Genomic DNA, 13125 nt, shown 5'->3' on the forward strand with positions numbered 1-13125 from the left:
TTTTAGTTCCAGCCCGCCCGATCCATCATCCGAATCGCTTCAGCCTGACGCTTGCCGGCAATTTCCACAGGTAACGTATCGGCAACAAACTTGCCCCAACTCGCCACTTCAGCGGAGGGTTGAACAGCAGGGTTGGCGGGAAACTCCTGGTTCACGTCAGCGAAGATCTTCTGCGCTTCAGGGGTGGTCATCCACTCAACCAGCGCCTTGGCTGCTTCCGGGTGCGGCGCGTGCCGGGTCAGGCCGATGCCCGACAGGTTGACGTGCACGCCACGGTCGCCCTGGTTCGGCCAGAACAGCTTCACGCCCAGATCAGGCTTCTGCTTGTGCAGACGACCGTAGTAGTACGTGTTGACGATGCCAACGTCACACTGACCCGCGTTGATCGCTTCCAGCACTGCGATGTCGTCGGAGAATACGTCGGTGGACAGATTTCTCACCCAACCCTTGAGAATTTGCTCGGTTTTGTCGGCGCCATGCACTTCGATCATGGTGGCCGTCAGGGACTGGTTGTAGACCTTCTTCGCGGTGCGCAGGCACAAGCGGCCTTCCCAGTTCTTGTCGGCCAGCCCTTCATAAGTGCTCAGCTCGCCCGGCTTCACCCGATCAGTGGAGTAAGCGATAGTCCGCGCCCGCAGGCTCAGACCGGTCCAGGCATGGGACGCAGCGCGGTATTGCGACGGAATGTTGGCATCGATGGTTTTTGAGGTGAACGGTTGCAGGATGCCCATTTGCTCGGCCTGCCAGAGGTTGCCGGCATCGACGGTCAGCAACAAATCGGCGGTGGCGTTTTCGCCCTCGGCCTTGATGCGCTGCATCAACGGCGCTTCCTTGTCAGTGATGAACTTGACCTGCACACCGGTTTTCGCGGTGTAGGCATCGAAGACCGGCTTGATCAGCTCGTCGATACGCGAAGAGTAAACCACCACCTCGTCGGCGGCCTGGGCGGCGGTAATGCCAGTCAGGGTCAGGGCGAGTGCAGTCAGTAGACGCTTCGGTGCCAGCATGGGAGCGGTCTCTCGATTGAAAAAGTGAGGCCAAATGATAAGGACTCACATTTAGCTTCTCAATCGAACAGTTCGCGGAGGAGTTACCAGATGTTGCATCGCTGGAAGTTTGCGGTGGATGTTCCGGCCTCATCGCGAGCAAGCTCGCTCCCACATGGGTTATGTGAACGGCACAAATCGCTGTGGGAGCGAGCTTGCTCGCGATGAGGCCGTCAGCCGCAGCGAAGATGTCAGGCCTTGGCCAGCGCCGGCAAATCCCCGGTCAGCCCCAGCGCTTCACGCACAAACAACGCCTTGGCCTCGGGCAGTTGATCAACCATCTTCAACCCGGCATTTCGCAACCAGCGCACCGGCAATGGGTCCGCCTGGAACAAGCGCTCGAAGCCTTCCATCGCAGCCATCAACGCGAGGTTATGCGGCATGCGCCGACGCTCGTAACGGCTGAGCACTTTCACATCCGCCAGCCGCTCCCCACGCGCCGACGCTTGCAGCAGCACTTCGGCCAACACGGCCGCATCGAGGAAGCCGAGGTTCACGCCCTGCCCGGCCAACGGGTGAATGGTGTGCGCCGCATCGCCGATCAACGCCAGCCCCTGCGCCACATAACGCTTGGCATGACGCTGACGTAGCGGCACGCACAGACGCGGGTCGGCGTTGAGCACCCTGCCGAGCCGGCCTTCGAAAGCCCGCTCCAGTGCGTGACAGAAGCCTTCGTCATCCAGCGCCATCAAGTGCTCGGCTTCGCTCGGTGTGGTCGACCAGACGATCGAACACCAATCCTGTCGGCCGTCGCGCTCCAGCGGCAGAAACGCCAATGGGCCGTTGTCGGTGAAGCGCTGCCACGCGGTCATTTGATGAGGTTTGGCGCTGCGCACACTGGTAACGATGGCGTGGTGCAGATAATCCCACTCGCGCGTCGCAACACCGGTCAGGCGCCGTACTGCCGAGTTGGCGCCGTCCGCCGCGATCACCAACGGCGCCCGCAAGGTACGGCCATCCGCCAGGGTCAGCAGCCAGTCGTCACCCGAGCGACGCATCTGTTCCAGGCGCGCATTGGCCAGCATTCCAATGTCGCAGTCGTGCAAACGGTCGAGCAGGGCGTCCTGAACCACGCGGTTCTCGACAATATGCCCCAGCACTTCAGCGTGCACGCTGGCCGCCGAGAAATGGATTTGCCCGGTGCCGCTGCCATCCCAGACCTGCATGTCGGTGTAAGGGCTACTGCGCCGATGGGTAATGCCATCCCAAACGCCCAGACGTTCCAGAATCCGCTGACTGGCCGCCGACAGGGCGCTCACCCGCGGCTCGAACGTGGCCTGAGTATCGAAGGGTTTGACGCTCAGGGGGCTGCCGTCCAGCAGCAGGACTTCCATCCCGCTGTCCTGCAATGCCAGCGCCAAGGCGCTGCCAACCATTCCGGCCCCGACAATCAGCAGATCTGCGCGCATTTCCATGCTTTAAGCCTGTCTCGCTTGCGGCTTGAGCCGCACGTAAAGGGTTTTCCCGACCCGCGCCACCCGATGGCCAGCGCCGAGGTAGGGCGGGTAAAAGGTCATGAACCAACGCGTCAATCGAGCTTTGCAAAACGTGCTCGTCAGCCACTCAAGCATCCGGGCGCGTCCCCAACCCCATGGCCTGCCGAGCGAACCAGCGTTTGGCCGGCGGCAGTAAATCGAGGCCGAGCAGGCCGATGTTACGGCCCAGCGAGACCAGCGGCTGAGTGCTGCCGAACAAGCGGGTGACCTGATCCGAGAAGCCTACGGTGAGGTTTTGATCCAGACGCTGGCGCTCGCGGTAGGCCTGCAAGGTTGCGAAATCGCCGGGCGCCGTTTCGCTGGCCAGCAGTGCATCGGCCAAGGCCTGAGCATCACGCAGGGACAGGTTGAAACCCTGGCCGGCAATCGGATGCAGACTGTGAGCGGCATTGCCAAGAATCGCCAGATGCGAACGCACCTGTTCTTCAGCCTCGATCAACGTCAGCGGGTAAAGATTGCGTGCGCCGACCTGTTTGAGTGTGCCAAGGCGATAACCAAACACGCCCTGCAACTCGCTGAGGAAGCTACGGTCATCGAGAGCGGCCAGCCGTTGTGCGTCCATACCCAGGCGAGTCCAGACCAGCGCGCAGCGGTTGTCCGGCAATGGCAGCAAGGCCATCGGACCATCATCGGTAAAACGCTCGAAGGCCATCCCGTTGTGCGCCTCACTCGGGGTGATGTTGGCGATCAGCGCACTCTGGTTGTACGGACGCTTTTTGATGCCGATCCCGAGTTGCTCGCGCAGGCCTGAACGGCCACCGTCAGCGAGCACTGCGAGGTCACATTCCAACGTGATTTCATCGTTGAGTGTCAGGCAATAGCCATCGGTCAGCGGTTCCATGCGCGTGACTTCCGCCGGGCAACGCCAGCTGATCACGTCCTTGTCCAGACCTTGCCAGAGGCATTGGCCAAGCCAGGCGTTTTCCACCACGTAACCCAGCGCCGGAACACCCTCCTCCATTGCCGACAGTCGCGCCGTGGAAAAACGTCCACGATCAGAGACATGAATCTGCTTGATCGGCTCGGCGCGGCGGGAGATCGCTTGCCACACGCCCAGCCGTTGATAAATCTGTTTGGCACCGTAGGACAACGCCGAAGAGCGTGCGTCGTAGCTCGGTTGATAGGTGTCACCGGGGGCGAACGGTTCGATCAGCACGATCTTCCAGCCGCGCGCCTTGGCCCCGGCCTGCAACGCCAACGCCAGGCTGGCGCCGACCAGGCCACCACCGATGATTGCCAGATTGACTCGACTCATGCCGCCTGTGTCCTTGCAGCTGCCATCAAGGCCTCGATCTCGGCGACCGTTTTCGGCACGCCTTTAGTCAGGATTTCACAACCGGTTTTGGTCACTACCACGTCGTCCTCGATGCGCACGCCTATGCCGCGCCATTTCTTCGCAACACTCTGGTTGTCCGCCGCGATATAGATGCCCGGCTCCACCGTCAGCGCCATGCCGACTTCCAGCACGCGCCATTCGCCGCCGACCTTGTACTCGCCGACGTCATGCACATCCATGCCCAGCCAGTGGCCGGCGCGGTGCATGTAAAACGCTTTATAAGCTTCGCTGGCGATCAACTCGCCGACGTCGCCCTGCAACAGCCCCAACTTCACCAGACCGGCGGTGATTACCCGGACGGTGGCTTCGTGCGCCTGATTCCAGTGTTTGTTCGGAGCGATCTCGGCAAACGCGGCTTCTTGCGCTGCCAGCACCAACTCGTAGATGGCTTTCTGTTCCACCGAATACTTGCCGTTGACCGGCCAGGTGCGGGTGATGTCACTCGCGTAGCAGTCAATTTCGCAACCGGCGTCGATCAGTACCAGGTCGCCATCCTTGAGCACCGCGTCATTCTGCTGGTAGTGCAGGATGCAGCCGTTGCGGCCCGCCGCGACGATCGAGCCGTAAGCCGGCATTTTCGCCCCGCCCTTGCGGAACTCGTAATCAAGTTCGGCTTCGAGGCTGAACTCATGCAGCCCGACCCTGCTGGCCTGCATGGCGCGGACGTGTGCCTGAGCAGAAATCCGCGCGGCTTCACGCATGACCTTCACTTCTGCCGCTGATTTATACAGGCGCATGTCGTGCAGTAAATGATCCAGGGCAACGAATTCGTTCGGCGGCTGGGCGCCAAGGTGCGCTTTAGAGCGGATCACGTTGATCCAGTCCATCAGGTGCCGGTCAAATTCAGGGTTGCTGCCCATGGCCGAATACACCCGGTCACGCCCTTCGATCAGGCCCGGCAGGATGTCGTCGATGTCGGTGATGGGGAACGCGTCGTCGGCGCCGAAGTCGCGGATCGCGCCTTCCTGGCCGGCGCGCAGACCGTCCCACAACTCTCGCTCGGCGCTACGCTCACGGCAGAACAGAATGTATTCGCCGTGTGAACGCCCCGGCATTAGCACGAGCACGGCCTGAGGCTCGGGAAAACCGCTGAGGTACTGGAAGTCGCTGTCCTGACGGTAGACGTGCTCGACGTCGCGGTTGCGGATAGCCACCGCGGCGGCGGGCAGTATGGCGATACTGTTGGGTTCCATCTGCGCCATCAAGGCCTTGCGGCGACGGCTGTATTCCGATTTCGGGATATGAATCATGGGCAGATGGCTTTTCCTGGCTCGCGATTAATGCAACGACGGTTTGGCAGCAGCCGGCGCGTCCGGCTTCTTGGTTTCTGAGAACAGCAGCAGCGGCGCGACGCGCAGGTACTCCATCACTTCCATGTAATCGCTTTCGCCGTCGTCGGACTCTTCCAGTGCGTCTTGCACCTGGGCGATGGCCGCCAAGTCCTGCAGCACTTCGGTGGCCTCGGCGCTCAGCATGCTGCTGTCACGGCAGTTCAGGCCGAAACCGCTGAGGAAACCCTGGCACCATTGGCCCAGTGCGGCGGCGCGGTCAGCCAGCGGCTCGTCATCGGTCGGCAGCAGCAGAACGACGGTCACGTCGTCTCCAGTGAGCTCGCCTTTGACCATCTCTTGCAAACCGATCAAGGCATTGCGAACGTTGTCTTGCGGCTCGCCTTCGAGCAGTTCGGCGGCATCAATTAGCCAGCCTTCAGCATCGAAACCGGCGCCGGCGCAACTGCGGCCGAGCAGCAGGCCATGCAGTTCGGCAGGCGAGACGTTATGACCGCTGGAAGTCAGCAGGGTGGCGAAGGCTTTGTACGGGGAATTCTGAATGGGCATGGGCAGCTAGGCGCCAGACGGCGCTATGTCTAGAATGAAGGCCTTGTATCCTACATCGACTACCCCTGTAGGAGCGAGCTTGCTCGCGATGGTCGCCAACGATAACGCTGGGTACCTGACACCCCGCGGCGTTCTCGGGTTCATCGCGAGCAAGCTCGCGCCTACAGTCCAACATCCATCAGACAGTGAAGACAATGGAAGACACCGACCTGCAAGCGCTGATGGCCAGACTCGAGCTACTAATTAGCCGAGTCGAGCAACTTAAGAGTCAAAATGGACTCCTATTAGCTCAGGAAAAGACCTGGCGCGAGGAACGCGCGCACCTCATTGAAAAAAATGAAATCGCACGGCGTAAGGTCGAATCGATGATTTCGCGCCTCAAGGCCCTGGAGCAAGACTCATGAGTTCAAGCAATAGCGTTACCGTGCAGATCCTCGACAAAGAATATTCGATCATCTGCCCCCAGGAAGAGCGCAGCAACCTGATCAGCGCCGCCCGCTACCTCGACGGCAAGATGCGCGAAATCCGCAGCAGCGGCAAAGTCATCGGTGCCGATCGCATCGCCGTGATGGCCGCGCTGAACATCACGCACGATCTTCTGCACAAGGAACAGCGCCCGGATGTGCAAGCCAGTGGCTCGACCCGCGAGCAGGTTCGCGACCTGCTGGATCGCGTCGATCTGGTGCTCGCCACCGATCCGGACGTCACCAAGGGCTGAAACACGGAACCGCTTGGGGTATACTCGCATCACTCCCTGGGGTGCTTGCCAGTTGACCACGTCCCTGAGCCGATTCGCACTACCCTGGAGGCTGCACGTTGGGCTGGTGTGCATGTCCGCTAGACGGAAAGCCTTAAAGCCTACTGCATCTTCCACCTTGAACTTTCGGGTTCAAGGGCTAAGTCAGCAGCGGTACATCCGGGGAGCCTGATTCCAGTCCGATGCCGGTTTAAATACCGGCATCGGCTTTTTTACGGGTACGCTTTACGTACCTGCCCTGCCGAAGCCTGACTCCATGACCGAACCTGCGCTGCTGCCCCGCCCGCAACTTCGACGCATGCTGCGCAAGGCCCGCCGCGCACTGACACCCAGTCAGCAGCGCCAGGCGGCCCGCGGGCTGTACAAGCAATTGGCTCAGCAACCGCTGTTTCTCCGCGCAAAACATATTTCTCTCTATTTGCCCACCGACGGTGAAATCGATCCGCGTCTGCTGCTGCGTGCAGCTCAACGCCGGGGCAAAGCCACTTATCTGCCGGTGCTCAGCGCCTGGCCGCGAACCAAAATGGTGTTCCAGCGGATTCGTCCTGGCGAAAAACTGAAACCCAACCGTTTCCGCATTCTCGAACCACGGGCCAATATCGCCCGGCAACGCAGGATCTGGGCGCTGGATCTGGTGCTATTGCCGCTGGTGGGGTTTGACGATGTCGGCGGACGCCTGGGCATGGGCGGTGGCTTCTATGACCGCAGCCTGGCGTACCTGGCGCGACGCAAAACCTGGCGCAAGCCGACGCTGTTGGGACTGGCCCATGAATGTCAGAAGGTCGGACGATTGGCTCAAGCGAGCTGGGATGTACCGTTGCAAGGCACGGTGACAGACAAGGCGTGGTATTTCACAGGCTAGACGCCACTGGAATCAGCGGCGTCCAAAAGACAGGTTCAGCGCTTGAAGGCCGACGGCTGATGTTTCTGTTGCTGCTGCTGTGCGATTTCGATCGGAGCATCGGAATTGTTATTCCACAGGCTTTGGGCGTAGCCGGTGGTCACGACGCCGAGGCCAAACAAAATGACCAATATCCATAGTAAATCCGGTTTGCGTTTCATCGATTGCCCCCCAAAGGCACATCAATACGATGACAGCAGCGGTTTCCGTTGTAGGCCGTGCAGCAGCGTCAAGCTAAGAAGGCCGGCATTTTGCGACAACGTGAACCCACACGCAAACGCTGGCGTCAACCGACCGTCGGTTTGTCATAAAATCGCCTGACTCACCTCGCAAGGAGCAAAAACCATGGCCTATTGGCTGATGAAATCCGAGCCCGACGAGCTCTCGATCAAAGACCTCGCAAAGCTTGGCAAAGCGCGCTGGGATGGGGTTCGCAACTATCAGGCGCGCAACTTCTTGCGCGCGATGGCGGTTGGCGACGAGTTCTTCTTCTATCATTCCAGCTGCCCGGAGCCCGGGATTGCCGGGATCGGCAAGATTATCGAAGCAGCCTATCCGGACCCGACGGCGCTGGAGCCTGAAAGCCATTACTACGATCCGAAGGCAACCCAGGAGAAAAACGCCTGGAGCGCCATCGATGTCGCCCACATCGAAACGTTCGCAAAAATCTTGAAGCTCGATTACCTGAAACAGCAAACCGCGCTGGCCGAAATGCCGCTGGTGCAGAAAGGCTCGCGACTGTCAGTGATGCCAGTGACTGCTGAACAATGGGCGGCGGTACTCGATTTACGCTAAATAAAGCAGAACCGCCCAGTCATCCTCTTTTGCCCGCCCAATAGGGTTAGGCTTGCTCTTCATTTGATTGGCATCAAGGCGCCCCGGCGCTCGATCAGCCAGACTAGGACGCAACAGCCGCAGGATGCCCGCATGTCTACGCACAGTCGCTCTTCGATTTTGTTCGCCAGCTCTCTGATGATTTTGCTGCTGGCCGCCGGTGGTTTCGGTTACTGGAAGTCGATGCATGACCGTCTGCCCGAAGGCTTGTATGTCGGCAACGGACGCCTCGAAGCCACCGAAGTGCAGATCGCCAGCAAAACACCCGGGCGACTGGCCGAGGTGCTCGTCAATGAAGGCGACAAGGTCAGCAAGGGCCAACTGCTGGCCCGCATGGACACCCGCACCCTCGAAGCCCAGCGCAATCAAGCTGAAGCCGAGGTGCTGCGCGCCCGGGAAAACCTTTCTGCCGCCCAGGCCAACGTGCAACTGCGCCAGAGCGAACAACTGCTCGCCCAACAGGAACTCAAACGCTCCCAGGAACTGTTCAAGCACGGTTTCGTGAGTGGCCAGATCATCGATCAACAGCAAGCGCGCCTGGACACCGGCAGTGCTGCGGTCGCCGCTGCCCGGGCCCAGGAATCGGCGGTCGGCGCGGCGATTGGTGCGGCGCAGGCCCAGGTCGCAATGTTGACCAGCGAAATTGACGACAGCAGCCTGCGCGCGCCCATCGACGGCGTGATCCAGTTGCGCATGGCCGAACCCGGCGAAGTGCTTGGCGCGGGCGGACGGGTCCTGTTGCTGATCGACCCCAACGACCAATACATGAACCTCTACCTCCCGGCCTCCGTGACCGGGCGCCTGGCGGTTGGTGATGAAGCGCGGATCCTGCTCGACGCCCTGCCGGACCACCCGCAACCGGCTAAAATCAGCTTCGTCGCGGCCAAGTCGCAGTTCACCCCCAAAGAAGTCGAGACTCGCGATGAGCGGCAGAAACTGGTGTTCCGCGTCAAATTGCGCCTGACCGACCCAAGTGCCCTGCCCCAGGCCAAACCGGGCATGCCCGGTGCCGGTTATGTGCGCACCGCCCCGATTGGCTGGCCGGCCAACCTGCAATGACTGATCTGGCGCTGCAAGCGACCGGCATCAATCACCGCTACGGTAAACAGCAGGCGCTGACCGATATCACGTTCAGCCTGCCTGCCGGTACGCGCTGCGGGCTGATCGGCCCGGATGGCGCCGGCAAGTCAAGTTTACTGGGATTGATCGCTGGCGTGAAAACCCTGCAACAAGGTCAACTGGAAGTACTGGGCGGCTCCATTCAGGATCGCCGCCATCGCAACAGCCTCTACGCGCGCATCGCCTTCATGCCTCAGGGCCTGGGCGGCAACCTTTATCCCGAACTGTCGATCAGCGAGAACATCCACTTTTTCGCCACCTTGTTCGACCTGTCGAAAGCCGAATGCAATCAGCGCATGCACAGCCTGCTGCTGGCCACTGACTTGCTGCGCTTCGCCGACCGCCCGGCCGGAAAGCTCTCGGGCGGGATGAAGCAGAAGCTCGGGCTCTGTTGCGCGCTGATCCACGAGCCGGACCTGCTGATCCTCGACGAACCGACCACCGGCGTCGACCCCTTGTCCCGACGGCGCTTCTGGGAGTTGGTGGACGATGTGCGGCGTCAACGCCCGCAGCTGACGCTGCTGGTCGCCACCGCCTACATGGAAGAAGCCGAGCAATTCGAACATTGCCTGATGCTCGACGGCGGCAAGCTGATCGCGACGGGCCTGAGCAGCGAACTGGCCGCCTCGACCCCCAGCGGCAAACTCGACGTAGCGTTCACCCACTTTCAGGGCGACAGCGGCCACGACAACCAGCCACTGGTGATTCCACCCCAGACCCGCGCCAACACGGATATCGCCATCGAAGCCCACGACCTGACCTTGCGCTTTGGCGATTTCACCGCCGTGGACAAGGTCAGCTTCGCCATCGGTCGTGGCGAGATTTTCGGTTTTCTGGGTTCCAACGGCTGCGGCAAAACCACCACCATGAAAGTCCTCACCGGGCTGATGCCTGCCAGCGAAGGCCGCGCCATGCTGCTGGGCAACCCGGTGAACGCCAAGGACCTGGCCACCCGCAAACGGGTCGGTTTCATGTCCCAGAGCTTTTCGCTGTATGGCGAACTCAGTGTGCGGCAGAACCTGGATTTGCACGCGCGGCTGTTCGATTTACCCAAGGTCGACAGCGCCCGGCGCATTGATGAACTGATCCAGCGCTTCAACCTGGGCAGCGTCTGCGATCAACAGTCCGGTGCCCTGCCCTTGGGTTTGCGCCAGCGATTGTCCCTGGCCGTGGCGGTACTGCATCGTCCGGAAGTGCTGATCCTCGACGAACCGACCTCCGGCGTGGATCCGGCAGCGCGGGATGACTTTTGGCGATTGCTGATCGAGTTGTCTCGCGAGCAAGGCGTGACGATCTTTCTCTCCACTCACTTTATGAACGAAGCCCAGCGCTGCGACCGCATTTCGTTGATGCACGCCGGCAAGGTACTGGCCTGCGACACCCCGGCAGCGCTGCAACAGCAGTTCAAGGGCGAGACGCTGGAAGCGGCGTTTGTCACGTGTCTGGAACAGGTCCAAGGTGCGGTCGAAACGCCGACGCCCGCCGTGCCCCCCGACGAACCTGTCACCCCAGCCACGCCGATGAAGGAGCGCGGCTTTAGCGTCGGACGTCTGGTGGCCGTCGCCAGTCGCGAAGGCAAGGAACTGCTGCGCGATAAAGTGCGGATGGCATTCGCCCTGCTCGGAGCGATTTTCATGATGGTCATTTTCGGCTACGGGATTTCCCTGGATGTCGAAAAACTCGCCTTCGCCGTGTTCGATCAGGACCAGACGCCGCAAAGCCGCACGTATCTGGAAGCGTTCCGCAGTTCGCGCTACTTCGCTGAACAGGCACCGATCCACGACACCAAAGAACTGCATCAACGCCTTCAGCGTTCGGAGATCAAGCTGGCCCTGGAGATCCCGCCGGGGTTTGGCCGTGATTTGTATGCCGGGCGCCAACCCGCCGTGGCAGCCTGGCTGGATGGCGGCATGCCGTTCCGCGCCGAAACCAGTCGCAACTATGTCGAGGCCGTGCACCAGGCCAACCTTGAACACCTGAGCGAGCAAAGCAGCCCCGCGCTAAATCGGCCGGCAGCAGCCAAACTGGAAACCCGGTTCCGCTACAACCAGGACGTGGTCAGCGTTAACGCCATCGGCCCCGGGGTGATGGCGCTGATTCTGGCGTTTATCCCGGCGATGCTCACCGCGCTGGGGATCGTGCGGGAGAAAGAGCTGGGATCGATCACCAACTTCTACGCCACGCCGCTGACCCGACTGGAATTTCTGCTCGGCAAACAGGCGCCGTATCTGGTGATCAGCCTGATCAATCTTGCGGTGCTGGCAGCGATGAACCGCTGGCTGTTCGGTGTGCCATTCAAGGGCAGCGGCCTGACCCTGGCCTTCGGCGGGCTGCTGTACGTGCTGGCAACCACCAGCATGGGCCTGCTGATTTCGGCGTTCACCCGGACCCAGATCGCCGCGATCCTCGGCACCATGATTATCACCAGCCTGCCGACCATCCAGTTTTCCGGGCTGATCGTGCCGCGCTCCTCCCTCGAAGGCGCTGCGGCGATGATGGGGATGTTATTTCCGGCCGGTTACTTCCTCGACATCACCGTCGGCACCTTCACCAAAGCGCTGGACCTGCGACAGTTATGGCCGCAATGCCTGGCGCTGTTCGGGTTCTTTCTCGCCTTCACCGGGCTCAGCCTGGTCATGCTGAAAAAGCAGGAGGCCTGATGCACAAGCTTGCGCATATCTTGCGTCTGGGCCTCAAGGAAATGACCAGCCTGCGACACGACAGTGTGTTGCTGCTGTTTCTGTTCTACGTCTTTACCGTGGCGATCTACATGCCGGCCGCCGGCTCGGTGATCGGCGTGCACAACGCCAGCGTGGCCATGGTGGATGAAGATCACAGCCACCTCTCACGGCAATTGGCCCAGGCCCTGCAACCGCCCGAGTTCCAGCGCCCGGTGCTGCTGCCTTACGGGCAACTCGATCAGGTCATGGACAACGGTCAGTACACGTTTGTGATTAACGTGCCGGCGAATTTTCAGGCGGATCTGTTGGCCGGTCGCCAGCCGGCGGTGCAAGTCAACGTCGACGCCACCGCCATGAGCCAGGCGTTCATGGGCGCGGGGTACATCGGGCGGATTTTCCAGCGCGAACTGCTGAACTACGGCGGCCAGAACGATCCAGCCAGCCAGGCGCCGGTGCTGCTGACCACCCGCTCACTGTTCAATACCAATCTGGAAGGAGGCTGGTTTCTGGCGGTGATTCAGATCGTCAACAACATCACCATTCTCGCCATCATCCTGACCGGCACGGCGCTGCTGCGGGAGCGGGAACACGGCACCCTCGACCATTTGCTGGTGCTGCCACTCACGGCACTGGAAATCATGCTGGCGAAAGTCTGGAGCAACATGCTGGTGGTGGTGCTGTGCACCTGGATCTCACTGGAAGTGATCGTCAAAGGCGCGCTGGGTGTGCCGCTGGCCGGCTCCATGAGTCTGTTTTTGCTGGTGACGGCGGTTTATTTGTTCGCCAGTACGGCGCTGGGAATTTTCCTCGCAACCCTGGCCCGCTCGACACCGCAGTTCGGCCTGCTGGCCATTCCGGTGATCATCCCCATGTTGCTGCTGTCCGGCGGCAGCACGCCGCTCGACAGCATGCCGCAATGGCTGCAATGGGTGATGCAGGGTTCGCCATCGACACACTTTGTCAGCCTCAGCGCCGCGATCCTGTTTCGCGACGCCGGGCTGAGCGTTGTATGGCCGGATTTGCTGGCGCTGACCGCCATCGGGTTGCTGTTCTTTGCAATTGCACTGATGCGGTTTCGCAAGAGTCTGGCGTCCTGATAGACCGGGTGACCTCCGAC

At 61.0% G+C, this 13125-nt stretch carries 13 protein-coding genes, 1 other RNA gene and 1 pseudogene; 8 read left to right on the top strand and 7 right to left on the bottom strand.

The genetic code is table 11. The annotated features are described in order from the left end of the window. Positions 1-2: 2 nt before the first annotated feature. The 6 genes and pseudogenes from ACM6IR_RS26915 to ACM6IR_RS26940 form a co-directional block, all read right to left on the bottom strand. On the bottom strand, positions 3-1007 hold the full coding sequence (locus ACM6IR_RS26915) for an extracellular solute-binding protein (protein ID WP_414910498.1): 1005 nt from the start codon (positions 1005-1007) through the stop codon (positions 3-5). A 230-nt stretch (positions 1008-1237) separates the two neighbouring features. After that, positions 1238-2455: a 2-octaprenyl-3-methyl-6-methoxy-1,4-benzoquinol hydroxylase gene (locus tag ACM6IR_RS26920; protein WP_414910534.1), complete on the bottom strand. Its 1218-nt coding sequence runs from the start codon at positions 2453-2455 to the stop codon at positions 1238-1240. A 9-nt stretch (positions 2456-2464) separates the two neighbouring features. Then, a pseudogene (locus ACM6IR_RS26925) lies at positions 2465-2539 on the bottom strand (tetrameric acyl-CoA thioesterase); the annotation flags it as partial. A 70-nt stretch (positions 2540-2609) separates the two neighbouring features. Continuing rightward, the gene (gene ubiH, locus ACM6IR_RS26930) at positions 2610-3797 is read right to left on the bottom strand and encodes a 2-octaprenyl-6-methoxyphenyl hydroxylase (RefSeq protein ID WP_414910499.1); all 1188 of its coding nucleotides are present in this window, start codon (positions 3795-3797) and stop codon (positions 2610-2612) included. Continuing rightward, positions 3794-5128: a Xaa-Pro aminopeptidase gene (gene pepP, locus ACM6IR_RS26935; protein ID WP_414910500.1), complete on the bottom strand. Its 1335-nt coding sequence runs from the start codon at positions 5126-5128 to the stop codon at positions 3794-3796. Before pepP ends, ubiH begins: the two co-directional genes overlap by 4 nt. Positions 5129-5155: 27 nt before the next feature. After that, entirely contained in the window at positions 5156-5716 is a 561-nt protein-coding gene (locus tag ACM6IR_RS26940) for a YecA family protein (protein ID WP_414910501.1), read from the bottom strand. Positions 5717-5910: 194 nt separating this feature from the next. Between ACM6IR_RS26940 and ACM6IR_RS26945 the strand changes: the two genes are divergently transcribed. From ACM6IR_RS26945 to ACM6IR_RS26960, 4 genes are all read left to right on the top strand, one after another. Then, positions 5911-6120 carry a TIGR02449 family protein gene (locus ACM6IR_RS26945; RefSeq protein ID WP_007942437.1) on the top strand — a complete coding sequence of 70 codons (210 nt, stop codon included), beginning with the start codon at positions 5911-5913 and terminating at the stop codon, positions 6118-6120. After that, the gene (locus ACM6IR_RS26950; protein WP_414910502.1) at positions 6117-6434 is read left to right on the top strand and encodes a cell division protein ZapA; all 318 of its coding nucleotides are present in this window, start codon (positions 6117-6119) and stop codon (positions 6432-6434) included. The genes ACM6IR_RS26945 and ACM6IR_RS26950 overlap by 4 nt, the downstream gene beginning before the upstream one ends. A gap of 30 nt (positions 6435-6464) precedes the next feature. Then, positions 6465-6643: non-coding RNA, 6S RNA (gene ssrS, locus ACM6IR_RS26955), on the top strand. A gap of 86 nt (positions 6644-6729) precedes the next feature. Continuing rightward, on the top strand, positions 6730-7335 hold the full coding sequence (locus ACM6IR_RS26960) for a 5-formyltetrahydrofolate cyclo-ligase (RefSeq protein WP_414910503.1): 606 nt from the start codon (positions 6730-6732) through the stop codon (positions 7333-7335). A 35-nt stretch (positions 7336-7370) separates the two neighbouring features. Here ACM6IR_RS26960 and ACM6IR_RS26965 read toward each other — a convergent pair whose 3' ends face one another. Next, positions 7371-7535: a hypothetical protein gene (locus ACM6IR_RS26965; protein WP_414910504.1), complete on the bottom strand. Its 165-nt coding sequence runs from the start codon at positions 7533-7535 to the stop codon at positions 7371-7373. 184 nt (positions 7536-7719) lie between these two features. On the opposite strand from ACM6IR_RS26965, the gene ACM6IR_RS26970 reads away from it, so the two are divergent. From ACM6IR_RS26970 to ACM6IR_RS26985, 4 genes are all read left to right on the top strand, one after another. Next, entirely contained in the window at positions 7720-8169 is a 450-nt protein-coding gene (locus tag ACM6IR_RS26970) for an EVE domain-containing protein (RefSeq protein WP_414910505.1), read from the top strand. 132 nt (positions 8170-8301) lie between these two features. Continuing rightward, positions 8302-9267, top strand: coding sequence for an HlyD family secretion protein (locus ACM6IR_RS26975; protein WP_414910506.1), 966 nt, complete (start codon positions 8302-8304; stop codon positions 9265-9267). Then, positions 9264-11987, top strand: coding sequence for a ribosome-associated ATPase/putative transporter RbbA (gene rbbA, locus ACM6IR_RS26980; RefSeq protein ID WP_414910507.1), 2724 nt, complete (start codon positions 9264-9266; stop codon positions 11985-11987). The genes ACM6IR_RS26975 and rbbA overlap by 4 nt, the downstream gene beginning before the upstream one ends. Continuing rightward, a complete protein-coding gene (locus ACM6IR_RS26985; RefSeq protein WP_414910508.1) occupies positions 11987-13105 on the top strand; it encodes an ABC transporter permease in 1119 nt (372 codons plus the stop codon). The genes rbbA and ACM6IR_RS26985 overlap by 1 nt, the downstream gene beginning before the upstream one ends. Positions 13106-13125 lie beyond the last annotated feature (20 nt).

Origin of the sequence: Pseudomonas sp. IT-P253, assembly GCF_949768125.1 — a bacterium.
Taxonomy (GTDB): Bacteria; Pseudomonadota; Gammaproteobacteria; order Pseudomonadales; family Pseudomonadaceae; genus Aquipseudomonas.